20 protein-coding genes are annotated in these 24,882 nt (G+C 56.7%); 14 read left to right on the top strand and 6 right to left on the bottom strand.

Annotated features, from left to right (window positions below):
* The first annotated feature begins 62 nt into the window (after positions 1–62).
* A complete protein-coding gene (locus tag WNY37_RS04630; RefSeq protein WP_342972293.1) occupies positions 63–2,237 on the top strand; it encodes a PQQ-dependent dehydrogenase, methanol/ethanol family in 2,175 nt (724 codons plus the stop codon).
* A 189-nt stretch (positions 2,238–2,426) separates the two neighbouring features.
* A complete protein-coding gene (locus WNY37_RS04635) occupies positions 2,427–3,026 on the top strand; it encodes an ABC transporter substrate-binding protein (protein ID WP_342972294.1) in 600 nt (199 codons plus the stop codon).
* Between the two features lie 129 nt (positions 3,027–3,155).
* On the opposite strand, the gene WNY37_RS04640 is transcribed toward WNY37_RS04635, so the two are convergent.
* Positions 3,156–4,673: a chorismate-binding protein gene (locus tag WNY37_RS04640; RefSeq protein ID WP_342972295.1), complete on the bottom strand. Its 1,518-nt coding sequence runs from the start codon at positions 4,671–4,673 to the stop codon at positions 3,156–3,158.
* Between the two features lie 702 nt (positions 4,674–5,375).
* Here WNY37_RS04640 and WNY37_RS04645 point away from each other — a divergent pair.
* Entirely contained in the window at positions 5,376–6,854 is a 1,479-nt protein-coding gene (locus tag WNY37_RS04645; protein ID WP_342972296.1) for an oligosaccharide flippase family protein, read from the top strand.
* 15 nt (positions 6,855–6,869) lie between these two features.
* Here the strand turns inward: WNY37_RS04645 and WNY37_RS04650 are convergent, their stop codons facing one another.
* Together WNY37_RS04650 and WNY37_RS04655 are read right to left on the bottom strand one after the other, a co-directional pair.
* Positions 6,870–7,793, bottom strand: a complete 924-nt coding sequence (locus WNY37_RS04650; protein WP_342972297.1) for a ParA family protein — start codon at positions 7,791–7,793, stop codon at positions 6,870–6,872.
* A 41-nt stretch (positions 7,794–7,834) separates the two neighbouring features.
* Positions 7,835–9,238 carry an O-antigen ligase family protein gene (locus WNY37_RS04655; protein WP_342972298.1) on the bottom strand — a complete coding sequence of 468 codons (1,404 nt, stop codon included), beginning with the start codon at positions 9,236–9,238 and terminating at the stop codon, positions 7,835–7,837.
* 220 nt (positions 9,239–9,458) lie between these two features.
* Here WNY37_RS04655 and WNY37_RS04660 point away from each other — a divergent pair, with 220 nt between their 5' ends.
* Together WNY37_RS04660 and WNY37_RS04665 are read left to right on the top strand one after the other, a co-directional pair.
* Positions 9,459–10,166 carry a sugar transferase gene (locus tag WNY37_RS04660; protein ID WP_342972299.1) on the top strand — a complete coding sequence of 236 codons (708 nt, stop codon included), beginning with the start codon at positions 9,459–9,461 and terminating at the stop codon, positions 10,164–10,166.
* 54 nt (positions 10,167–10,220) lie between these two features.
* Positions 10,221–11,369: a glycosyltransferase gene (locus WNY37_RS04665; protein WP_342972300.1), complete on the top strand. Its 1,149-nt coding sequence runs from the start codon at positions 10,221–10,223 to the stop codon at positions 11,367–11,369.
* Here the strand turns inward: WNY37_RS04665 and WNY37_RS04670 are convergent.
* The gene (locus WNY37_RS04670; protein WP_342972301.1) at positions 11,308–11,922 is read right to left on the bottom strand and encodes a hypothetical protein; all 615 of its coding nucleotides are present in this window, start codon (positions 11,920–11,922) and stop codon (positions 11,308–11,310) included. The two genes, WNY37_RS04665 and WNY37_RS04670, sit on opposite strands and share 62 nt — an antisense overlap.
* Before the next feature lie 452 nt (positions 11,923–12,374).
* On the opposite strand from WNY37_RS04670, the gene WNY37_RS04675 reads away from it, so the two are divergent.
* The 5 genes from WNY37_RS04675 to WNY37_RS04695 all read left to right on the top strand — a co-directional run bounded on the left by WNY37_RS04675 (position 12,375) and on the right by WNY37_RS04695 (position 18,123).
* Entirely contained in the window at positions 12,375–13,313 is a 939-nt protein-coding gene (locus tag WNY37_RS04675; protein WP_342972302.1) for a metallophosphoesterase family protein, read from the top strand.
* 13 nt (positions 13,314–13,326) lie between these two features.
* Positions 13,327–13,914, top strand: coding sequence for a polysaccharide biosynthesis/export family protein (locus WNY37_RS04680; protein ID WP_342972303.1), 588 nt, complete (start codon positions 13,327–13,329; stop codon positions 13,912–13,914).
* Between the two features lie 80 nt (positions 13,915–13,994).
* Positions 13,995–14,471, top strand: coding sequence for a hypothetical protein (locus WNY37_RS04685; protein ID WP_342972304.1), 477 nt, complete (start codon positions 13,995–13,997; stop codon positions 14,469–14,471).
* A 100-nt stretch (positions 14,472–14,571) separates the two neighbouring features.
* Positions 14,572–15,831, top strand: a complete 1,260-nt coding sequence (locus WNY37_RS04690; RefSeq protein WP_342972305.1) for an outer membrane beta-barrel protein — start codon at positions 14,572–14,574, stop codon at positions 15,829–15,831.
* A gap of 87 nt (positions 15,832–15,918) precedes the next feature.
* Complete coding sequence (locus WNY37_RS04695) at positions 15,919–18,123, top strand: polysaccharide biosynthesis tyrosine autokinase (protein ID WP_342972306.1); 2,205 nt, start codon at positions 15,919–15,921, stop codon at positions 18,121–18,123.
* 47 nt (positions 18,124–18,170) lie between these two features.
* Here the strand turns inward: WNY37_RS04695 and WNY37_RS04700 are convergent, their stop codons facing one another.
* Positions 18,171–18,395, bottom strand: a complete 225-nt coding sequence (locus WNY37_RS04700; RefSeq protein ID WP_342972307.1) for a hypothetical protein — start codon at positions 18,393–18,395, stop codon at positions 18,171–18,173.
* Complete coding sequence (locus WNY37_RS04705) at positions 18,392–19,633, bottom strand: glycosyltransferase family 4 protein (RefSeq protein ID WP_342972308.1); 1,242 nt, start codon at positions 19,631–19,633, stop codon at positions 18,392–18,394. The genes WNY37_RS04700 and WNY37_RS04705 overlap by 4 nt, the downstream gene beginning before the upstream one ends.
* A gap of 135 nt (positions 19,634–19,768) precedes the next feature.
* On the opposite strand from WNY37_RS04705, the gene WNY37_RS04710 reads away from it, so the two are divergent.
* The 4 genes from WNY37_RS04710 to WNY37_RS04725 all read left to right on the top strand — a co-directional run bounded on the left by WNY37_RS04710 (position 19,769) and on the right by WNY37_RS04725 (position 24,851).
* Positions 19,769–20,653 carry a glycosyltransferase gene (locus tag WNY37_RS04710; protein ID WP_342972309.1) on the top strand — a complete coding sequence of 295 codons (885 nt, stop codon included), beginning with the start codon at positions 19,769–19,771 and terminating at the stop codon, positions 20,651–20,653.
* Positions 20,654–20,691: 38 nt separating this feature from the next.
* On the top strand, positions 20,692–21,951 hold the full coding sequence (locus WNY37_RS04715; RefSeq protein ID WP_342972310.1) for a polysaccharide pyruvyl transferase family protein: 1,260 nt from the start codon (positions 20,692–20,694) through the stop codon (positions 21,949–21,951).
* A 78-nt stretch (positions 21,952–22,029) separates the two neighbouring features.
* Positions 22,030–23,172, top strand: coding sequence for an acyltransferase (locus WNY37_RS04720; RefSeq protein ID WP_342972311.1), 1,143 nt, complete (start codon positions 22,030–22,032; stop codon positions 23,170–23,172).
* Positions 23,173–23,375: 203 nt separating this feature from the next.
* Positions 23,376–24,851: a hypothetical protein gene (locus WNY37_RS04725; RefSeq protein WP_342972312.1), complete on the top strand. Its 1,476-nt coding sequence runs from the start codon at positions 23,376–23,378 to the stop codon at positions 24,849–24,851.
* Positions 24,852–24,882 lie beyond the last annotated feature (31 nt).

Here is a 24,882-nt window from a genome sequence, read left to right on the forward strand (position 1 = left end):
TCCGAACGGGTCAATTTTGCTCTTAGCAATTGGTGCGATGGTAAACAGACTGGGGCAGATCAATGAAAACTCGCTTTGCATTTTGCTTGGCTGCAATGGTCGCGATCGCAGCCTGCGATCCGGCGGGCACAAATGAGCCGAACATCAGCGAAGAAGCTGCGGTTAACGCTCAAAGCGCGTTCGAGCGCGGTGACATCAGCCAGGCTGTTCTCGAACATGCGGCAGACTTCAACTCCGCCTGGATGAGCCATGGCCGCACCTATGATGAGCAGCGCTACAGTCCGCTCGACAGCATCAACAGGGAAACTGTGACAAGCCTCGGACTGGCCTGGTATGCTGACCTTGATACCGCGCGCGGGCAGGAAGCCACGCCCCTTGTCATCGATGGCAAACTCTACACCACGACGGCATGGAGCAAGGTCAAGGCGTACGACGCCCGCACGGGTGAATTGCTCTGGGATTACGATCCTGATGTGCCGGGTGCCACAGGCGTGAAGCCCTGCTGTGATGTCGTTAATCGCGGCATGGCGGCATGGGGCGACAAGCTATACTTCGGCTCTCTCGATGGACGGCTCATCGCACTCGACCGAGAGACAGGCGAACCGGTCTGGACGGTTGACACAATCGACGCAGACGGGCCGTACACGATCACCGGCGCGCCCCGAATTGTTGAGGGGCTGGTCATCATAGGCAATGGCGGCGCTGATATGGGCGCCGTGCGCGGGTACGTTTCTGCCCATGACGTTGAGACCGGGGAGCTCGCCTGGCGGTTCTATACCGTGCCGGACAACCCTGCGAATGGTGAGCAAGCTGAATATCTCCAGAAAGCGACTGAAACCTGGACCGGTGACTGGTGGGAGTTTGGAGGCGGGGGCACAGTCTGGGACTCCATGGCCTATGACCCCGCGCTCGGCCTGCTTTACTTCGGGGTTGGCAATGGCGCGCCCTGGAACCAGCAGTACCGGTCTCCCGGCGGCGGAGACAATCTCTACCTTTCCTCCATCGTCGCAGTCGAAGCGAAGACGGGCGAATATGTATGGCACTTCCAGACAACACCGGGTGAAACCTGGGACTTCACGGCCACTCAGCACATCATGCTGGCTGACCTGGAGATCGATGGCGAGCGCCGGAAAGTCCTGATGCAGGCGCCCAAGAACGGATTTTTCTATGTTCTGGACCGCGAGACAGGCGAGTTCATCTCCGCTGACAATTATACGATGGTGAACTGGGCAAAGGGGATCGATCCTGAAACGGGCCGCCCCATTGAAAACCCCAGCGCCCGCTATCGTTCGGGACGGGCTTTCGTTGCGCCAGGCGCGCTTGGCGGACACAATTGGCATCCAATGGCTTTCAGCCCGGAAGAAGGGCTGGTGTATATTCCGGCACAGAATGTTCCGCAGCCATATTCCAGCCCTGACGTATGGACGCGGGCACCTCTGGGGTGGAACAACGCCGTCGGGCCGAATGTCACCACCGAGGCGCTCTCCAGCGATGAAGCAAACACTTTCACCAGAGTTGTAGTGGACGGCGAGACGGCCGACACGCCGGCTGAAGATAGCTACCAGCCCGTGAAGGATCGCAAGATCGGTACAGGTGCGCTTGTCGCATGGGATCCGGTCGCCCAGGAGGAACGGTGGCGGGTGGATTACCCGGTCCTTTGGAATGGCGGTCTGCTTTCGACCGGAGGCGGTCTCGTCTTTCAGGGAACCTCGACCAGCGAATTCAGAGCCTATGACGCCCGTACGGGGGATCAGCTATGGTCTTACCCGATTCAGACGGGCGCGATTGCGGCGCCGATTACGTACGAACTGGACGACGAACAATACGTTGCCGTGATGGCCGGCTGGGGCGGCGTGCTTGGGCTGCTTTATGGGGTCGTCCCTAACCGTAGCCGCCTCCTGGTTTTCAAGCTGGATGGAGACGCTGAGCTACCACCGGAGAGCGACCCGTCCAGGGTGCTTGATCCGCCAGTCTATGAGACAGACCCGGAAAAGGTTGCTTTGGGCGGGGCCCTTTACGGCCGTTTCTGTTCCAACTGCCATGCCGGTGGCACGGTTGTCGTCAGCCTCGACTATTCGGTGGCGCTCGACCGTGAGGCCTCCTGGCTTGCTGTGGTGCGCGAAGGCATCCTCGAACCACGCGGAATGGTGAGCTTCGCGGACGTCCTCAGTGACGACGAGGCGCTGGCCATCAGGGACTACATTGTGTCCCGGGCGCAGGCAAAAGCGGGGCGCTAGATCAGATTTGACCATTCAGTAGGTCAGCGCATCCGCGCCGGTCCCTCGGTATATTCGTCGTCGCCGTTGCAACTATTACGATTGACCTGCGTTTGTATATTCGCATGCCAGACAGGCGGAGGGAGTCAGAACGTCTCCTGAGCCTGCAGCTCTTGGAGGCTGGGCAGTCAATCACAAGGAACAGACAGAATGACTGAAGTGAAAAAATCGACGATCGCAAAGCTTACGGCCACGCTGATGGCAGGCGCGATGTCGCTCGGCGTTGTTGCACCTGCAGCGTTTGCGGCTGAAGATAATTCAGGCGCTGTCAAAGTCGTTGATGAGGCGAGCGCCCGCACAATCGATGCTCTTCAAGACCAGGAGGTCTCGGACGCCGAAGCGGACAGCATTTTGCAACTGGTCGCACTGGACCGGGTGGCGCAATTTGCACTCGGAAACACCTGGGCTGACCTCACGGATACTCAAAAGGCCGACTATGTTGCGGCGTTTGAAATTTACGCCAAAAATCAGCTGAAGACCCATCTCGGCGGGTTTTCAGGCGGCGAGGTGAAGGTCACTGATGTTGCGGAACGCGGCGATAGGGATGCCATCGTTTCGACGCAGGTGACGCCAGAAGGTGAGATGCCGCAGACGATTAGCTGGCGGGTGATTGAAGACGGCGACTGGAGCGTGGTCGACATCCAGGTTCAGGACGTCTGGTTCGCGATTGAGCAACGCGCACAGTTCGAAGCCATTCTCGACAGCAACAATGGTGACATTGACGGTCTGATATCAGAACTGAAAAACTAGTTCCGACAAAACAAGTTGCGCCCGGACACTACGTTCCGGGCGCTTTTTTATGGGCTCGAGCCGTTAACCAGGCTATCCCGTGCCTTTAAGGAAGGTCTTCGTTCAACGCCTGACGTGCTTCGTGCCCATTCAGTCTGCCGACACACTGACGGGTTCATCGGCGATAACGGTTTCGAATTCGAGCGGCGTCCCGCCCAGTATTTCGTCTCGGAATGCTGCATCGCGAAACATGATATCCTTGATCTCTGCCGCCGGATTTTCGAGCGCAACGATGGAATCGGCCGTCCCCGTCGATGCCTGGCCATTATTGATGGTGACAGTGCGCATGGCGACATTGAAGTCGGCAGAGCCATCCAGGGAGAAATAACCGATCGAGCCAGCGAAAATACCGCGCGCTCCGGCTTCTATGGAATCGATCGCTTTCGAAGCATCCGGTCTTGGCGCGCCAATGACTGAGCCTGCAGGAAACAGGGTTCTGACGCCAGACACTGCATTCTCGTCTTTCTTCAAGACGGCCGAGACCCTGCTGACCATGTGATGGCCCGTCTCCAGGCTTTCGATGGCGCACAGCGCTTCGGCTCTGATGGATCCCATGCGGCATACGTTGCGAAGATCGCTACCGACAAGCTCTGCAACTTTCAGGTTGCGTGCGCGCAGCTGCTGATTGCTGCTTAGCTTCAGTTTCATGTCTTCATCATGGACAGGCAATGCGCCGCGCGGCGCTTGCCCTTTCATCGGTTCGCAGCGAACTTTTCGATCTTTCGATATGCTCGCCATCCGCTCTGGCGAGCAGCACAGGATTTTCAGTTCCTGGAATTTCAGGAAAGCGCCAAACGGCGCCGCGTTGCTTTTTCGAAGACTTTGATACACGCCCAGGGCGGGACCCTGGAATGGTGTTGTCCACTGGCTTGCAATACAGACGTCCTTCAGAGACCCGCGCTCTAACGTGTCGCGTGTTGTCTCGAATGCGCCGATCATGTCGGCCACTGACTGCTGGGGCGTCCACTTCTGAGCGGCTGCGGCCTGGCTTGCGTCCAGGGCTCTGAAATTCGGCTTGGCGACCAGGTAGCTATTGTTGAGAGAAGCCTCAACTGAATCAAACCAGGCTTTTGCACCGTCTTCCATTCCGGGCTCAACGACACAAACCATCCAGGCCGATCCTGTTTGATGGTCGAAGGCGACGAGCCTGTCAGCAAAGATAAACTGCGCATCGGGTTGCGATGATGACTTCGTATTCTCCGCGCCGGGTTCGTCCTTCGATTCAAAGCCGAGATACCCGACATAGCCGCCTTTGAAAGGAATCGGTGCTGGGCATTGATCAGCAAACTCGATCGCTGCCATGCGCCGGGTCAGGAAGTCGAAGATATTGTCCTGGGTGATAGAGGCGCCGGTTTCGGAGTAGGCTCGCACATGGCCAGTTGTCACGTTGTAGCTGACGACTTCCGAAAGCGGACCGTTCGCGTCTCCCATGAAGGAATAGCGTCCTTGCCTGGTATTGTGCGCACTGCTGTCCAGCCAGTAGGAATTCCGCTGCCTTGCGAACAGAATTTCGAAGCAGGCTTCTGCCGGAATCTTCGTGTCCAGTTTTCGACACACCGTGCGCAGCCGCGCAGGTTGTCCTTCATCCGCTACCAATAGCGCAATCATAGCTAACGTCCCCCTTTTGGCTCCATCTCTCGACGGGCCCCGGCTGGCAGGTACTGCAAATTGCTTCTGGCAAAGCGCATGCCCTGCTGCCTGATCCTGTTGTTTTGAGGATAATGCGAGTTGGGTTTGCTGATTGGTCACACATGCCGCGTCGACTTCTGTCGGGTTTCGCATGCATCGGTGATCAACGACACCGAACTGTTTCGTATGTCCGACCCACTCAGGTGGATCGGGCCCAACTTGCCTTGTCCCCTCTTTTTATCCCGCCATCAGACCAGGCCAATCATCCGCACGAATACAGACTTTGCGAATCCCGTTTGGCCATGCTTCAGGCTGCAGAGGTGGTGCAATAGTCGCACCACAAATCGGGATCGACGTTCGATGTGCTGTCGGAATCGGCATGAAATTAAGCTCACCGCTAAACCCGCATACGCTTTTCATGTGTGCCGTCGTCGAGTAGCCCCGCCGGCCTGAGCCATTTCGGCACGCTCCGGAAGTGACAGGCGGCGAGTTTAAAGCGAGCACTGGTTCATGCCGCAATAGTGGTTGCCGGGCAGGGCGGTCGGCGCAGAGCGTCTTGGCGCCTTTTTTACCGAACATGCTCAGTCATGATTTTACTGCGACCAGTCTTCAGCTAGGAATGGGAATGAAACTTGCTGTCGTCGGTGGGGGAATGACGCAGCTGGGAATTTTGGGGACTATATGAGCGACGAGTCGCAGGATAATTCGCGGCGTCAGGTTGGCGTGCTTGCGATCGTCGGCGTGGTCGTGCGCGCCGTCTCGCAATCGATGTCGCTGATCCTGCTGCTGCTCGCGGGTCATTTCCTGACAGTTGAGCTTTTCGGTGTCTTCGTCCTGGCTTCGATCCTGATGAACTTTGCCGTGATGCAGATGTATTCCGGCATTTACAATTATGTTCTGAAAGAGCCGAACTTCGATGCGACGCGGCACACCGCGTTTGGGCTGCAGATCCTGTTTTCCGTCTTCTTTGCCGTCACGATCCTGCTGGTTGCGGGCGTCGTGAACCTGGCGGGTTGGGGCGAGCTTCTCGCCGCCCTGATTGCCGCAACGGCGCTGATGCCCGTGCTGGCGATGCTGGCGAGCTGGCAGGAGGCTGTGTTGCTCAGGAAGGGCAGCGTAAAATACTACTATGCGTCACTGCTGACATCCGAGGTCTGCGGGTTCGCGCTTGGCGTCTTCCTGTTGCTGACCGGTGGTGGCGTCTGGGCGCTTATCGCAAACCGGTATTGTGCCGCATGCGTTATGACGGCGATGCTGACCCTCAGGGTTCGCTCAATTCCCGTACCCGCGCTTAATCGTGAGCATGCCCGTTCAATCATCGACTTCTCGGTCGGCCTGTATGGCGCCACAGCGATGTCGTTCGTGTCGGCCTATGGCGCTGCGATCGTTCTGGGCGGCTTCCTGAGTGCGACCGCCGTTGGCCTGTTCAGAATGGGCGCCCGGACGGCAACCGCCGCTTTCGACCTGTTCGCACAGACCTTCCGTGTTCTGACTTGGCAAGCCGTTGGCCGGATGTCTCGCGAAGAGCGCCTGCCGCCAGAACTCTGGACGCGGCTGGTAGCTGTCACCGTCAGTATCATGATCCTGGTTCTCGGCGCGCTGAGTATTCTGGCACAGCCGGTGACTTTGCTCCTGCTGGGTGAGCAATGGATGCCGATGGTGCCAGTCCTGCAGATCATGTGCTGGATCAAGATCATGCATACGGTCGACCTTGTTTGCACAGCTCAACTCGCTGCTGTTGGTCAGGCAAAGTTCCTGTTCCGGGCGCGCGTGGTGGAGATCACTGTGATGATGGCGGCCTTGCTGGCGACTGTTCAGTTCGGCACAGTTGCGGTGACCTTCTCGCTGCTACCGTCGACCGTGCTCTATATCGGCCTGCTCCTGCGGAAGCTGGCGAAGATGACGGGCCTGTCCTACGTCAATGTTGCGAAATCGGTCTTGCCAGGAGTAATCCTGTCATTGCTGGCGCTGGTGGCTGTATATGCGGTGTCGCGGATCATGGTGGGCCAGCCGGTGCCATTGCTGATCATAGCAACGGCGGTCGCGGGTTGCGCAGCCTATATGGGGCTTGCCTTCGTGGCCTTGCGCGAGTGGACGATTTCGTCACTGCATAGTGTGAGTGTCGCAATCCTGCCCGCCCGCAGTAATGATGCGGCCTGACCGGGTGTCCGGCCGCTAGCTGCGGATCAGTTCCGGCATCTTGGCGCCATTACTGGTGGCTAGGAAGGCCGCAAAACTTTCCGACAGCCGCTTCACATCATTGCGAAGGCTGCCGTACTTGCCCCGCATTGTGTTGTAGCTATCGACGTCAGCCCGGTCCATCGCCTGCAGAACCTGCACAGACTCAGGAATTGTCGGGCCAAACTTTCGGTCGGCGAGGTAGATCTCGCGCAGTTCCTGCTCGGCGGCTCGCCCATATTTCGTATTCTTGAACCGCGTCACGACCACATAGTTTTTGGCTGCGATGTCCGTGCACACATTGGCCGAAATCCAGTCGGAAAACTGCTTAGTGCCCCAGATGGAAACAGGGTCGGCCAAGGTTGGCGTGACAAAGTAATCGGCGAGCATCAATGCAGAGCGTGCAAGCGGTGAGAGATAGGGCGGCGTGTCGATCAGGATCAGGTCGTAAAGGCTCTCGACCGGTTCCAGCGCTTCGGCCAGATGATCACGCAGCCGGGACGCCAATTGGCTCGGCTTCATACCGGACGAATAAAGACGCTCTTCGACCTCCATTTCTGTGAAACGAAGGCTTGGATGGGCCGGCAGTGTCGATATCCAGCCCCGTCTGTCATCCCTGTCCTCGTCCTTGCGCAGCTCAACGAGGCTCACCGCATTTGGCAGGATCAGGTCGGCGAGGTTTGGTGGTCGGCCGCCGGCAAACTGATCCATCAGCTGGTTGACGCCCTTGTCCTGGTCGAACGCCATCTGAACGCCTCGCTCAGAGAGCATCATCTGGCTGGAGTTCGCCTGAGGGTCAAAATCGACGACAAGCACATTGGCGCCGAAATAGTACGACATGCCGTCGGCGAGCATGAGAGTTGTCGTTGATTTGCCTACCCCGCCCTTGAGATTGGCGACGGCAATAAATGATGCTGACAAGACTTCGCCCCTTACCTTCTGTAAAGCTGAAGCATTTGCGATCAGGTCTGGTTCTGCGTCTGGACCCGCTCTGCTTCAGATTTGCGTATCTCTGAAGCGGCAACGCCACAAGCCAGCCCCAGGACAAAACTATAGATCCACATAATGCCAGGCAGTTCCAGCGGGAAGTCGATCATGCTGTGAATGCTGAAGTAAACGGAGACAGCAAGCACTGCAACGATAAAACCGAAGTTCGCGCCTTCGGCACGTTTCCGCAGTGCACGGATGATCTGAAAATGCATGGCGAGCCAGATTGCAGCCATGAGTGCGGTGCCGACGAGTCCTGTTTGAATCAGCCATTGCAGGCCAACATTATGTGCGGCTCCGAGTGTTACCAGGTATGGGGCATTCTCCAGGTTCGTCAGGCGCTCATTGACGTGATTGAAGCTGCCCAGGCCGTGGCCGATGAGCGGCTTTTGCTGCCAGACACTCCAATATTCGCCAAAAGCTGCCCAGCGATCCATCGCGTCAACATGCAGATCGGAAGCCCGCGCCCCAAACTGGGTTTCTGCGCCGAGCAGCAGTGCCACCATGAAACAGGCGGCCAACAGTCCCGCGGCGCTCGCGAAAGGGTGGCCGACGATGAGCCGCTTCCAGTAGCGTCTGAAATCTGGTGCCGAAAGGATTGAAACGAGCGCGACAAACAAGCAGGCGAGGACCATCAGGACGAAACCTGCTCGAGACAGGGACAACATCACGCAGCCTCCGCACACCACCAGTGCGGACATGGACAGGATCGTCTTGCCAGGCAGTTGCCCGAAACGAGACACCAGTGAAATCTCCTGAGACGTGTGCTGAGTAAGTTTATAGCTGATGTGGCCAACGCTGAGGATGGCCCCGACCGCCATGAGGGCTGCAAAGCTGTTGGGCGAGCCGAAAGTGAACTTCATACGGCTGACACCCAACCCGCCGCTGACGTCCAGCCCGTATGCCAGGATCGCCAACAAGCCTATCGCCATCAACGTGCCCATGAGGGCATACCAGGACAGTTTGACGAGGTAACGTTCTGTTCCCAGCGTCCTCCCCGCCGTCCAGATAGCCACGGCGCCGCACAGCTGCAGCCATTCCGTACGTGCCATGTCCCAATTGCCTGCCAGCCCGGAGAGGGCTGCAACGCCGAGCAGACCGCCCAGAAACAAGGTTTCCATCGGTACCGAAAGATTGAGCCAGGCGGCGACCGCCGCCAGCAGCAGCAGTCCGAGTACGCACATTGATGTCGCCATCGGGCCGTCGGCGCCACCAAGGAAAATGCTTGAGGCGAGAAGAAGTACCACGCCACCGACACACGCGGTGCTGGCTCGTTTACCAAATTGTACTGGCATTTTTCCGTCCCCCGACTGAATTTTTACAATCGAGAATGACAAGCAAGTCAATGGAAAACTGCCAATTTTGAAATTGATAGTCACGCGGGTGACTCTTCCGTGAGCGGACGACACCGTTGTCAATGACGGGCGTTAACCAAGGAACTGATATTTCTTCGAAAAAATACCAAGATTAACATTGTGTTAATATGCGAGTTGGTGCAGAGTATGCATAGCGACGGGACATCGCTAACAAGCACGCAGCTCCTCTTGCGCTAGGGACAATTGCGCGGAGAGCTACAAATGGGTGGGGGACACTTTTAACATGCGTGGAAGTCACATGGATGGTGCGGTCGGATCGCAGCCGATTGCTACCAACACACCTAAGCAGATCAACGGTGCGACGGTACCGTCACGGTGCGGAACAAGCGTGTCGAAGCGAGCCTTTGACATTATAGTTTCGACATCGATCCTTATTTTTGGAGCGCCGCTGCTCTTGCTGATCGCCATCGGCATCAAGCTTCAGGATGGCGGCCCAATTCTCTATTCGCACAAGCGTATCGGTCGGAACAATCGTGAGTTCGGCTGCCTTAAGTTCCGGTCCATGGTGACCGACGCAAATGCGAAGCTAGAAGCATACCTCAAAAACAATCCGGACGCTCGCGAGGAGTGGTCCCGTACGCAGAAGCTTTCCAATGATCCACGGATCACCATGCTCGGCAACATCCTGCGCAAATCGTCTTTGGATGAAATTCCGCAGCTCTGGAATATTCTGCGCGGGGACATGTCGCTCGTTGGGCCCCGCCCAATCGTTCGTGACGAAGTGCCACGCTACGGTGACGACATTCGTTATTACCTTGCTGCGCGCCCTGGTCTGACAGGTCTTTGGCAAGTCAGCGGTCGCAGCGACACCTCATATGACCACCGCGTCAATCTCGATGTGAACTATGTCGAGAACTGGAATATCGGCAAGGACATCGTGATCATGATGAAGACGATCCCGGCCGTCCTGGAGGCGCGCGGCGCTCGATAAGCCGCGGCCCGCATCTTGCAGTCAGAATCTAAGAAGTAGATTGAAAGGACTGGCATGCGTGTCGCCCTTGTACATTACTGGCTAAATGGGATGCGGGGCGGCGAACGCGTCCTCGAAGCCTTCGCGGAAATGTTTCCGAATGCCGACATATTTACCCATGTCGTCGATCGCTCGAAACTGTCGGATACGCTGAATCGTCACAATATTCAGACCACCTTCATCTCGAAGCTGCCATTCGCGAACAAGCATTATCAGAAGTATCTGCCTTTCATGCCAAGGGCATTGGAAGAGCTTGACCTGTCCGAGTACGATCTGGTCATTTCTTCAGAGTCAGGCCCTGCCAAAGGCGTGATCACGAAACCAGGCGCCTTCCACCTTTGCTACTGCCATTCGCCGATGCGCTACATCTGGGATCAGTTCCACCATTACCGCGCATCAGCAGGCTGGCCGGCGAAGCTGGTTTTTCCAGGTATCGCCCATCGGTTGCGCAACTGGGATGTCGCAAGTGCGGCGCGGGTCGACCAATTTGTGGCGAATTCAAATTTCGTCGCCAAGCGGATTGAGAAATTCTACCGCCGGGACTCCGAAGTCATTTTCCCACCTGTCGCGGTGGACGAATTCTCAGCTGTTGTGCCTGAAGAAGGGGCCGACTATTTCCTCGCGGCCGGAGAGCTCGTTGGATACAAGCGGTTTGACCTCGTCGTCGACGCGTTCAACGAACTCGGCCTGAAGCTCGTCGTCGTTGGTGACGGGGAAGAGCGCGCTGCGCTGGAAAAAAAGGCCAAGGACAACATTACATTTCTCGGCCGGGTGCCATTTACCCAACTGAAGCGGCATTTTGCCAATTGCAAAGCGCTGATCTTTCCAGGTGAGGAAGATTTCGGAATGGTCCCGGTAGAGGTCATGGCCGCCGGCAAACCTGTTATCGCCTATGGCCGGGGCGGTGCGCTCGATACGGTGATACCGGGCGTTTCGGGCGTGCTTGTCAATGAGCAGACCGCTGAGGCATTTGTGGCCGCGATCGAACGCTTCGACCCGGCTGCATTTCCCCGGGAGCAGCTTATTCAGCACGCTCAGAAATTCAGCAAGAATGAATTCAAGGCGAAAATTCGCAAACTACTCGCGGAGCGGGGCCTCGACCCTAATCGTCTGGAAGTTCATGAGGGCGGATCTGGGAACCAACGGCTCTCTGGTACTGGTTGAACGGGATTAATCTGCGCTTTGCATAGGCGCGGGCCTCGGCCAGAAATGCATGATCTGAATGCCACCAGCGAAGAAACTCGGCGCCTTCGAACACCTTCCGCCTGATTTGTTCAGGCGTGTCGCGCCAGTTTTCCAGAACAAATTGTAGCCGCCAGCGAAGAAGCTCCCGGTCACAAAATCCACATTGCTCTATCGATTTCTGGAGATTTTCAGCCGCTGCCGACGTCAGCTGGCCTGCTTCACGCGTCTGCAGATAAGACAGCCGCGCCAGCGCTGAACTATCGTACGGCGATGCCGACAGGCCGGACTGTAGCAGCTTGATGGCGAGGCCACGTTCAGCCGCATCATCCGGATCGAGTGTATTGGCGGCCGCAAACATCAGATGCGACGGCCCTTCGCTCTCCAGAAGTTCTGCTGCATCCGCTGTCGATATGCCATCGGCCGAGATGGCGTTGGCGTGCCTGCCGTCCCGAATTGAGACAACACACACGAACGCTGCGCCGAGCGTCATCGCGCTCACGGCAATCCGAACAAGCAAGGATGGTAATGTCACCAGGCCGCCTCCGCTATCGCCTTAACACTTTGTTGTCGCCTCAGCTTCATATTTCAGGAAAGCGCTGTGCAAAGTTGTGACCAATACAGCCGAGCACAATTGTGATGTATATTAAGGATAACTCCGAACTATTTTGAACCATGGTTTCGATAGTGCGTTCGGTTTTATGAAGACTGTGTAGAGAAGTTTCGATGAACCAGAATACCACTATTACAGGACTCGTTTTGTCTGAGGATAACCATGATCCACATGCGAAATGGCCTCTGTGGCGGACATTTGCATTCTTCATCGTGTTTTGCAGCCTCGCATGGGCTGGCATTTTCATGCTGGTTTCAATGGCTTTTTAGAAGTCTAAATTATTCCACAATCGACTATAATGGTACTGGCGAGATAATTGCTTTATAGTAATTGTAAGCCGTTAATACACGTTGGCGGCGTCCAGGGGGACACGATTGACTCGCCAGGCGATTGTAAAATCCATTGCGTCAACTTGGCGTGCTCTGAAGGCACGCGCAAGTAACGCTGTTGCCTTGCCGAAAAGGGACAGTGCAGGATTTTTCAGTCGTGTGGGCGCAGCCATCTCACGCGTCCTTCCTTTCAGTTTTACCCAAACCGAAGAGACCCAAAATCAGAGCCAAGGTTCTGGTCCAGCCGCGCCAGCCGTGGCTGGATCCCCCGATGCGACAGTCCCCGACGGCCTGGTGGTCTATGCCGTTGGTGACATTCACGGGCGGTGCGATCTGCTCAAAAACCTTGTTGAGAGGTTGGACGAGGATGCCCCGTCGAGTGATGAGCGGCATCTGGTTTTCCTCGGTGATTACATAGACCGCGGACTCCAGTCGCGGCAGGTCATCGAGTTGCTCCTTGAACTGAGTGAGCGCTGGCCGAACACGACGTTTCTCAAGGGCAATCACGAAGAAGCCTTGCTGAACTTTTTGGAAAAGCCTGAGTATGGCCCAAACTGGGCCACTTACGGTGGTCGAGAAACTCTTGTGTCATATGGCGTTCGACCGCCCCGCAGCTTCACGATGAACGAAGAGTGGCGCATCGCGCATGATCAGTTCATCGAGAAATTTCCGCAGGACCATCTGCACTTTTTCAGAACGCTGGATGTTTCAAAACGGATCGGCGGATACGGTTTTGTCCATGCCGGGGTGAAACCTGGGCGCCCATTCGAAGAGCAATCCGAAAACGACATGCTTTGGATACGAGACGAGTTTCTTTCGGCAACCAGCCGAGAGGATTTGGTCGTGGTGCACGGGCATACGCCTGTGGATCAGGCGTACAGCGACAGCCGCCGGATAAATATCGATACCGGCGCTTATTTTTCTGGCCGGTTAACTGCTGTGCGGTTAGAGGGCGATACAATGAGATACATTTCAACCCGCTAGGGAAGGGACACACATGCCGAAGCTTTCAGTTCAGATCTTTCTCGGTGCCTTGCTCTGCTGGGTCTTGGCCGCCTGCCAGGCTGCACCGATCATTTCGCAGCAGCAGGCCCCTGCAGAGGGGACGATCGCCGAACGTGCGGCGAGTGAATACACGCTTGGGCCAGCGGATAAAATGCGCGTCACGGTCTTCAATGAGCCAGAACTTTCGGGCGAATTTGTCGTCGATGGGCAGGGTTATGTGTCGATGCCGCTCATTGGTGAGGTAGACGTGAACGGGTTGACCGTTCGGCAGTTCCAGCGCCTGACCGAACAGAAGCTGGCAGAGGGTTTCCTGCGTGAACCACGGGTGAGCGCTGAGGTCACGAATTACCGCCCATACTACATCCTCGGCGAGATCGCGCGCCCTGGTGAGTATCCTTATACCAACGGACTGACTGTGATGAACGCGATCGCGACGGCGGAAGGATTTACGTACCGTGCGAACCGGAAAGTCATCATGATCAAGGGCGTTGACGACAATCAAGAGTTCAGGATCGAACTTACGCCAACGACCAAAGTACAGCCGGGTGATACTATCCGGGTGGTTGAGCGCTTTTTCTGAGCTTTTTCTGAAAAAGCGCGTGCATTGGCGGCTTTGTTAAGCTATCGTAATGTTAGCTTTTAAAGCTACGGGGACAAAAAATGAAACTTCACCTTGCCTTGGCAGGTGTGCTCGCAGGCGCACTGGCCAGTCCGGCGGCAATGGCCGCCAATGATGACATCACGAATGCGGAGCTCTACGCGTCGCTTATTGCGAGTCATTTCGAGTGCGATGCGCTGGTTCCAGCCGCACAACAAGTCGAATCCAGTTTTGCCAATTGGGAAGCAGTCGACCGCGACGAGATCGTGGATGCCTTCACCCTGCTGGCGCAACCTGAGCATGGTGCCTGCGGCTCTCTGATGGCGTACGCGTCCTTCATGTCGAGCCTGGCCTCATCCAGTCCACAAGTGTTCGACGCTGAGCTGCACCTGTTGAAGCCACATGCTTCCAACGGTTCAGGACCCGGAAAAAATGGCGTGAAGTCTGAGGCCGGAAACGGTGACTTCAGCAACTTCACCCAGTCTGGTAGCGCGCCACTGGCTGGTTCGGACGACAATACATCCGACTACCGAAATTAATTCGACAATCGACGTTAACTCCAAATTTGTCTGGTTCGGCGTTTAATTCGGCACCGACCTTGCTTTGGCACAGACAAGGTTTCTTGATGGGGACATTGTAGTGGCAAGTAAAGTATCTACCAAAATCGCACTTCTCGCCGGCGTTGCGGCAGTTTCAGCTGGATATGCGAGTGCGCAAGCGAGCTTTTACGAGCGAAACCGATACGTATCGGTGACCGAACGGGCACAGCCAGAATACGATTCTGTGCCAATTCGGCTCGGCGCGTTCGAAGCGCGTCCAGCCGTCTATGTCGGCGCCGGTTACCGGACCAACCTGTTTGCGTCATCGACAAACGAGACGGAAGACAGCTACTTGCTGCTGCGTCCGACGGTGAACCTGCAGTCTACCTGGTCGCGCCACTCGCTGGCAGTTTCGCTGTCTTCGGAGACGACCGAGTACAATGACACCAGTTCGGAATCGTCGACGGACCTGCGCGGTCGCATTTCAGGTCGGGTTGATGCATCGTCAACAGCCAGCCTTGTCGGCAATGTCATCGCTGAAAACATTCACGAGCCACGCTCATCGGTGGCAAGCAACCCTGCTGCCGTGGAGCCAGTCGAGTATTCTCGCCTGGGCGGTGAAGTTGGGGCGGACTATGTCGCTGGCCGGGTCAAGATCCGTGGACGCCTGTCGTCAGAGAGCTTCGATTATGAAGATGTCCGTCTGAATGCTGGCCCTATGCTCGATCAGGATTTCAGAGACCGTGACGAAACATCTGCCAATGTTCGCGTCGCCTATGCACCGCAACGTGACTGGGCGGTCTTCGTGGAAGGCATTGTGACCGAGCGTGATTATGACGCTCCTGTTGCGCCAAGCACACTCAATCGCGACTCGCAGGATACGGTCATTCGTGTCGGTTCTGACTTCGAGCTTCCATTCCTGGTGCGCGGCGACGTTGCTGTCGGTTACTTCCAGACCGAATTCGATGATTCAGCCTTCGGCGATATTGACGGCCTGTCCGTTGCCGCCAATGCGAGCTGGTTTGTCACGCAGCTGACGACGGTCACCGGTTCTGCCTCTCGCAGCGTCGTTGACCCTGGCCTGCAAACAGCGGCTGGCGCGACCCAGACAGATGTTTCAGTCCGTGTTGATCACGAGTTGCGTCGCAACTGGCTCATCAATGCCACCCTCGGCATGTCTGACTATGACTATGAAAATATCAATCGCACGGACGAGCGCATCCGCGTTCGTCTGGGAACTGAGTGGAAACTGAATCGCAATGCCTCGCTGAATGCGAGCTACGATTATTTCGATCAGGACTCGAACCAGCAACCATTCAGCGAAAACAGGGTCCTGGTCGGCGTTACGCTTCGTCCGTAACGCAAGCCAGACCGCTGCACGATACGGCGACCTAGAGGGACAAAGAAATTGAACAGCCAGGCACCGATAGACCAGCGAAATTCCAAAATGGTCCCATATACTCAGGGTTACGGGCAGGTCGATGACCGGATTTCCGATCCGAAGCAAGCACTGCGCGCGCTCCGACGCCGGTTGATGCTGTTTCTGTTCGTCATCCTGACGACGTTTATTGCGGTCGCCGTTTTCACGTTTCAGGCGACGCCGGTCTATACGACCAGCGCGTCGGTCATCATGGATTCGCGGGACAAGACGGTCATCGACATCGGATCGGTTCTGTCCGGCTTGCCGCCTGAATCCTCGGTGGTGGACACAGAGGTCCAGATCATCCGGTCACGTTCGCTCGCCGAGAAAGTCGTGCGCCAGCTGAACCTCACCGAAGTGCAGGAATTCAATCCGTTTCTTCAGGAGCCAGGCTTTACCGCCAAGGCAAAGACCTGGGTCCAGGGGTTGCTGGGCGGCTCTGCCGATACAGCGGGCGAGACTGCCGCTGTTCCTGCCGACTATGAAGAAATCGAAATGGAACTCGTCGTTTCGGCGCTGCTGAGCAAAACTGCTGCGCGCCGAATTGCAACGACATATGGAATCGAAATCTCAGCGCGCAGCCAGGATCCTGAATTGGCCGCTGAAATCGCGAACAAGATTGTTGACCAGTATCTCGTCGAGCAGCTCGACGCGAAGTTCGATGCGACACGCCGGGCCAATGCGTGGCTTGAAGAGCGTCTCTCTGAACTGCGCGAAGAAGTGAACACGGCCGAGAACGCCGTCGAGGAATATCGCGCGTCTTCCGGACTGATGTCGGCTGGCTCCACCACGCTTAATCAGCAGCAAATGGGCGATCTGAACGCCCAGCTCATTCTGCGCCGTGCCGAACTCGCTGAGGCGGAAGCGCGTTTGTCGACAGTCCGTGAACTGGCGACACGCGGCGTTTCGGCAGAGGTCAGCGGTGAAGCGCTCAACTCGCCCGTCATTTCCGAGCTGCGTCGCCAGCAGGCCGAAATCCTGCGTGAGCGGGCCGATCTGCAGAACCGCTATGGTCCGCTGCATCCGGACATTCAGCGCATCAACAATGAAGAAGCGAACATCCAGTCACAGATCACAACAGAGCTTCAGCGGATCGTGACGAATCTTGAGGGTGACGTTTCCATCGCTCGCCAACGCGTCAACAGCCTGCAGTCCAATCTCGGCCAGATCCGCAACACAGTGAACCAGAACAATCAGGCCAGCGTCCGCCTGCGTGAGCTTGAGCGGTCGGCGGAAGCCTCCCGTTCAATCTATGAGGCGTTTCTTGCCCGGTTCAAACAGACCAATGAGTCCGAAGGGCTCGCCGAAGCCGATGCCCGGCTGCTGTCGTCTGCGCCGGTGCCGCGTGGTCCGTCTTTCCCGAAAACCGGTCTTAACCTGGTGATCGGCCTCGCGCTTGGCCTCATGCTGGGTGTGGGTGCAGTGGTTGCCGCTGAGGCGCTGAATAGTCAGATCAGCACAGGCGAAGAGATCGAAGAGAGCTTCCATGTGCCATTCCTGGGCAACTTCCCTCGGCTGGTCGGTAATGAGAAGAAGGATCCGCGTCGCTACCTGATTAATAATCCGACCTCGGCCTATGCGGAGAGTTTCCGGAACCTGCGCGCGTCGATCATGTTCGCAGACCTCGACAATGACATGAAGACGGTCGCGATCACGTCATCACAACCTGATGAAGGTAAGACGACGCTGACACATGGCCTCGGCATCATGTCCGCAATGTCCGGTACAAAAACGCTGATCGTGGACGGTGACTTCCGCCGCAAGCGCCTGTCTGAAACGGTGCTCAAGGATCCGGCTGAAAAAGGTTTCCTTGAGTGTCTCTTCGGCGAGTGCACCATCGAAGAAGCCATCACGACGGATGAAGAGACCGGGCTTGATATCCTGCCTCTGACGCCAGACCGCCATACGCCGCGGGATGTGTTTGGGTCGCGGACCTTCGACAATCTGATGGAGCAGCTCGAGGAGCGCTACGATCTCATCCTGATCGATACCGGCCCACTCCTTCTGCTCGCAGAAACGCGTATCATCACCAGTAAGGTTGACCAGGTCGTTGTGATCTCGCGCTGGCTGAAGACCAACCGGGCCGCGCTCAAACAGGCGCTGTCGCTGCTGCGGGACTTCCGCGCCCAGGTTGCCGGTGTTGCAATCAACCGCGTCGATACGAACCGCTATCATCGCCAGGGCTACGGTCATTCAGGCTACAAGTCGTACGCCAAGTACTACACCAACTAAGACAGGACAGATGGCGCGCCGAAAACCGGCGCGCCATGCTGTTCAATTCACTGGGTGGGGCGGCGAGAGGCGAGCCGTAGCTCAGCGCGATGCTGGACCAGCTCGACAACATCCTTCAGCGACTTGCCGCGCATATCACTCGACGTGGCCAAACGAGAGCTGATGGCCAGCTTCTTCAGTTCAGCAAGTTCGATTGCGCCAAGCGTCTCGCGAACCTTTTCAGGCGTTTCCTTGGCCACAAGGACGACGGGGTTGATGGGCTGGTCAGTCATTTTGAGTTGGCGTTGCTCTCATTCAGCTTGTCTTGCATCAAATTGAGAAACTGTTTTGCCCATCCTTCAGGTGAAGTGCAAATGCTGTTGGCGTGCTTGAATGCGTTCTCGCTTGATGCGCGCACCAGCTCGTCATCGCTTGCCCATTTCTCCAACGTTTCAACCAATGCCGTTGGGCGAGCCGGGTCGAAGACGGCCCCCATTCCGAGCTGCTCGATTTTCGGCGCGAGTGTGCTGGGTTCAGATAGTAGAACGGGCAGTCCGCTCAGCGCGGCCTCTGCGATCACCAGTCCATAAGGCTCTCGCCATCGGCCCGGAACGATGAGGGCGCGCGCCTGGCGGACATGGGCGGCAATGGCTTCGCGCTGACAGAAACCGGGGAAGGCGATCGCGGGATATTTAGCCTTCAGCTCATCGGCCAGCGGGCCTTCACCGATCATGGTGAGTTTCACGCCCGCTGCATCGGCAGCAGCAGCCGCAATGTCGGCGCCTTTTTCTGGTGTCAGGCGTCCGATGAACAGGAAGCCCTCATTGGAGGCTGCATCAACCGGTTCATCCAGATAGGCGGTGGCCGGATTGGGAATACTGGTGAAATCCGGTGCGTCGAACCCCGCTTGCTGCATCACGGTCTTCATCCCCTCATGAAGGCAGACAAAAGTCATCGCCGAACTGGAGAAGTCGGCTTTGCGCAAGAGAATGGTGTGGCGCGCCATTCGCCAGTACTTGTGAAGGCTGCTGCGCCGGTCGCATTGGCTCAGCCAGCACGCTGTCGACATAGGCTTCAAATTGCAGGGCTGCCCCGATGGAAAGTGTAGCAACCCGCCATTCGGACAGACATTGAAGAAGTCATGACAGGAGACAACTGTTCTCGCTGCTACCGGCTTGAGTGCGCTGAATACGCCGGGAGAAAGAATGTGAGACCAGTTGTGCAGGTGATAGGCCGTCGAGGGCGTGTCATTCTGACTGATCCAGTTTGAGACGAATTGCCTTGCGGCAGCGTTATCGAGACCTGACAGCAGCGCCGCGCGAGCAGATTGGTCGATCTGGCGGTTCTGACCTAAGCCATGTGTCTCGATACCATATTCATCGAGGCTTCCGTCATCTGGTGCGCCGGTCAGAAACGTGACGTTCAGGCCCAGCTTCCGATATTGGATGGCAGCAAGACGTGCCAATCCGGTCGCGCCGCCGCGAGCTTCGATACTGTCATGAATGACGACGATGCGCTGAATGCTGCTCACTTCACTTTCCACCAAGACTCCTGGCCCTTCGCTGCAATGTTTGCACCAGAACGTTGTATGGCAAGTGATTTGCATGGGCTGGCGAAAATCGGCTTGCAGTAGTAGTTTCCGTCCGGGGACAACAGGGACATTAACATGGCACAGAAATCCAGACTTGCTGTGGCGATAGCAACACTGGGGCGTCCGGATACGGTCGCTGAAAATGTGGAAAGACTGCGCAAGCAAACGCGTCCTGCGGATAGAATTCTGCTGTCCGTGACCGGGCCAGAAGACCTGCCGACAAACATCGACATGACCGGTATCGAAACTGTGTTCGGCTCCAAGGGCTTGTGCGCGCAGCGAAATCGCGCGCTCGATGCGCTCCAGGGCGACGTCGACTATATCGTTTACTTTGATGATGATTACGTAGCATCGAAATATGCGCTTGAGCGCATCGAAGAGTATTTCAACGGTCACCCAGACATCGTTGGCATCATGGGTGAAGTCCTGGCGGACGGGATTAAGGGCCCTGGCATCGATTACAGCGAAGCTTGCCGTATCGTGGACGAATATGACGCCGGCGAGCGTCCGTCCGTTCGAGAGTTCGGAGAATCCGATGGCCTGTATGGGTGCAATATGGCCTATAGGGCGTCCGCGATCGGGGAGACCCGTTTTGACGAGAATCTTCTCTATTACGGGTGGCTTGAGGACAACGATTTTTCAAATCAGTTGATGAGCCGTGGGCGGCTGGTTCACACCAACGCCTTTGCTGGCGTTCATTGCGGCGTAAAGACATCAAGGTCGCCAGGGCTGCGCCTCGGATATTCGCAGATCGCGAACCCGGTTTACCTGATGAAGAAGGGCACCCTGCCAAAATACAAGGCGTGGAAGATGATGAGCCGAAATATGCTCGCCAACCATGCTCGTACGGTCGCACCTGAGCCGTGGGTAGACCGCTGGGGTCGCGCCAAAGGCAATTGGCTGGCGATACGTCACGCCCTGACCGGAAAAATCTCTCCGACTTACATTCAGCATCTGTAAGCAAACCGTGGTCGTAATGGGGCTCAGAAAGGGCTGATTTGAAAGTCGTACTTCTCAACGTCAAATACTCGAACAATCTCGGCGATGGTATCATTGCCGAGTGCTTCGAGCATGCTTTGCGGCGCTCTGGTCAGAAGCTGACGGTCGAAAGTTGCGATCTGGCTGGTCGCACTGGTTACGGCGTCGAATCCGGCGGATTGCGTAGCGTCGCGCTTGAGATCTTGAACATGCTGCCAGCTGCGATGCGCCGCCCGGCGCTTGCCAGCATGGTTCGCTATCAGGTCAAGGCGAAGGGGCTCGGTGAGTATCGGCGCCGTTTGTCCGACGCTGACGTTGTTATCATCGGCGGCGGCCAGCTTATCGCCGACGCTGGGCTCAATTTCCCCCTGAAAATTTCAGCTGCCGTCGAACTTGGCCGCCGCAATGGTGCCAGGATCGCAATCTTCGGGGCTGGGGTCGGGCACCTTGTGAGCGAAAAAGGCATCGAGCTTTTCCGTGAAGCCTTTGATGACGGTCTGGAGCTGGTGGGACTTCGAGACGACCTTTCGATTGCGCGCTGGCGCGCGGTGTTTGAAGAACCCACCCCATACCGAGTTCGTGACCCCGGCCTTCTTGTCAGCGACCTTTATCCAGTCGCGAAAGTGAACGGATCCAGCAAACCGAGGATTGGTGTGGGGGTCACTGATCCACGCGTTCTGCGCCTCCACTCGGACGCTGACGACGCCTGGTGTGAAAATCCGGACTGGATCGGACTTTATGCTCAGTTCGTAACGTCGCTCATCGAAGAAGGCTTTGATGTAAGCCTGTTTTCGAATGGAGCCCCAGACGATCAGGCCTTCGCATTGAGGGTCATGAAGCGCGTTGAGGCCCAGCATCAAAGTCGCAAGTCGATATCGCTCATGGACCGGCCAGTCGTTCCTCAGCAGCTCGCTGAGATGATTGCCGGGTTTGATGCCATTGTGGCTCACCGGCTTCATGCCAATATTATCGCTTACTCCTACGGCGTGCCGCACGTCGGGCTTTCGTGGGACCACAAAGTGAACGAGTTTTTCAAGGCCGTGGACAGATCCGAGTTTCTGATCGGTCCCCGGGAACTCATGTGGAGCGGAAAAGCGACGGACCTCGTTGGTCGTGCGCTTCGTGAAGGCATTGATCCTGACGGCGTCTCAAGAGCCAAGCGTGATGCTTTGAATGACATTGAGCGCATGTGCGCCCGCCTTTGCACAGGCAAATCCAGAAGTGCGCATGATCTGGTCGACGCAGATAGCCGGGGCCTCGGTGTATCGCCCATCCTGTAGCACGAGCAGCGAAATGTGCTGGTCTGAGACTTGCATCAGGATTAAGGTTTTTTAATGTAGCTTGGGGAGGGCAGTGGAATGAGCGTTGTAGCAACTGAAGCGCCGCGCACACCTAGCCCCTCCGGAGCGCGTGCCGCGAGCAGGCTGGCGCCATTGGATGCGCTGCGAGGCATCGCGATTGCCTGGGTTGCAATTTATCACTTCTGTTCATTCTGGGCGCCCTCAGGGGCAGGCGATGCAGTTTTGCCTTATGGCGACCTGCTTGCGTGGATGCCATTCTCCAGTGTCGGTTATCTGGGTGTCACCCTGTTCTTCATGATTTCGGGCTTCGTCATCCTGATGACACTTGAGCGAACGGCGACGATCGGAAATTTCGCGGTTCGCCGGATTGCCAGAATTTGGCCCACCCTGGCCCTGTGCGGATGCCTGACCTGGATGATCGCGTGGGCCATCGGACCAGACCAATTCAAGGCCAATCCGATTGAGTTTTTTCTCAGCATCCTTGCCTTTCCGCCTCAATACATAGGGGACCAGATTGGCCAGCCGGAATGGGCCTGGCTGGATGGGGCCTATTGGTCCCTTTGGGTTGAGATCAGATTCTATGCCGTCATTGGTGTGTGCTTCTTTGTGTTGAGATCACGCTGGATGATGGCCTGGTTCAGCTTTCAGGCGATCTGCGCTTTGTTGATGCTGGCGTATTGGGTCACAGGCAATGGCGCCTTCGAGAAGCTTGGCTCCCTGCTCTTCTTCAAGGACGTCGTGTATTTTTCGATCGGTGTGATCGCCTACAAGGCCTATTCCGAAGGCGCATTTTCCACGTCGATGAAAGTAGCACTCGCGTTTTGCGCGGTTCACGCTGTTGCGACTGTTCTGATTTTGAACAGTGGCGCGCTGATGGGCATCGAATTCTTCGTCGCATATGCGGCAATCTTCGTGCTGTTCGGCGCCGCTTTGTGGAGCGACTCCTTCAAGAAGATGCTCTCATGGTCGCCGCTGGTGCAGATCGGCCGTGCCTCCTATTCGTTTTATCTGCTGCATCAGGTCATCGGGCTCAGCATAATGTATTGGGCCGGCCAGTTCATGCCGGGCTGGGCGGTCGCTGCGTTTGTCTTGCCGACCACCCTTGCTGTCTTGCTGGTCGCCTCGCGGATTATCTTCACGCGCTACGAGCAACCACTGAATCGATCGATCGTCAGGTTGCAAATGCAATCGGCAAGGTGATACGGCTCTGCGAGCCGCGACGCGGCAAGCTTCTTGCGTGACAGGCGCTATCTCTTAATCTCCGACTTCTGGTCAGCATCTAATGGGGAAACCGTCGCCGTGCGATCGTCTATGAAGTGTGACGCTAATACCGATACTGCCACCAGCTTGGTTGCCCATGCATACCGGTTCACAAGTCTCCACGACCTGCCGGGAGTAGCGTCTTGAGTATCGAGCTCATCGGCCTGATTACAGCGGCGCTGGGTGTTTATGCGACCCTGCGGTCGTCTGCCGCGGCGCTGACACTGGTGTGCTGCATGGGACTGCTCGGTGCGGCCTCTGCAATGGCGTTTGGCGGGGCGAACGTCACCCCCGGGCACCTTAGCCTTGGTTTCTTTACGATGGCGGTGCTTCTGCGCCCGGGTGGTCTGGGATATGCGACATTGCCCATGCAGCGGGGCGGACCGGTCTTTGTTCTGCTCTTGCTGTGCTCCTGGGGATTTATATCTGGCCTGTTTCTGCCCCGGCTGTTTGCAGGCGAGTTCATGGTCTTTCCGATGTCTTCAGATCGGAAATTCATTATCGAGGTGCCGCTCTATCCTTCGGGCTCGAACTTCAATCATGCCATCTACTTTGTGAGCGGTCTTTTCGTCTTCGCGGCCGTCTCTTCGATGGCGCGAACCAATGAAATGCTCAAGAAAGCTGGCGAAGCGCTGATCATCGCGGGCATTCTAAACATCGTCATCGTGCTTTTTGATACGGTGACGTTTGCGGTGGGTGCGTACCATGTTCTGGATTTCATTCGAAACGCCGACTACGCCCAGATTTTTTATCATAAGTTCCTGGGGGTGAAGCGGGTCACTGGTTCATTTCCCGAGGCGTCCTCATTTGCGACGACGGCCGTCGGGCTTTTTGCCTTCAACTTCAGGCTCTGGCGCGGCGGAGTCCGTACGGACGTTACGGGCTGGATTGCGCTTGGTACGCTGGCGGCGATCCTATTTTCGTTTTCGTCGACCGGCTATCTCGCGCTGATTGTCTATCTGACAGTTGCTTATTCCAGCGTTCTCATTCGGGCGGACAAGAATACGCCGTACGCGATGCGTAGTTCGACCAACCGCATCATTTTCCTGTCGCTTGGCCCGGTCATCGCGATTTTGGGCGCGACAGCCGTCGCCATCAAGCCAGACCTGATTGCGCCAATCGTGCAGACGTTTGATAGCTCCATCACGAACAAACTTGGCAGCGCGAGCGGCGTTGAACGCACGACATGGAATATGGTTGGCCTGCGAGCGTTCTTTGAGACCTTCGGTCTGGGCGCGGGTATTGGAAGCGTTCGAACGTCGAGTTTTCTGGTTGGGGTTCTGGCCAATCTGGGCGTGATTGGAACCGTCCTGTTCGGTGTGTTCCTGGCGCGCCTGTTCCTGGTCGATCGGTCGGCTCGATCAGCCCTCGCAAACGATGACTCGCGCCAATACGCAGCCGCTGCGCGAGCGGGATGTTTCACGATCTTCACCGCCTCCGCCGTGTCGTCGTCATCGGTAGACCTCGGGATCCATTTCTTCGTGATGGCCGGCATAGCCTGCGCATCGCTATTTTATCGCAAGGCGCCAGCAAATGTGTACGATCCGTCTGCCGATGAAGAACCCATTATGCCCGTAAAAGGCGCCGTTTCTGCCCGCATGAGAGGTCAGCTCTTCTAGCTTGGCGTAGAAAATGCATATCGAGCGTTCA

Source organism: Henriciella sp. AS95 (assembly GCF_038900055.1).
GTDB lineage: Bacteria > Pseudomonadota > Alphaproteobacteria > Caulobacterales > Hyphomonadaceae > Henriciella.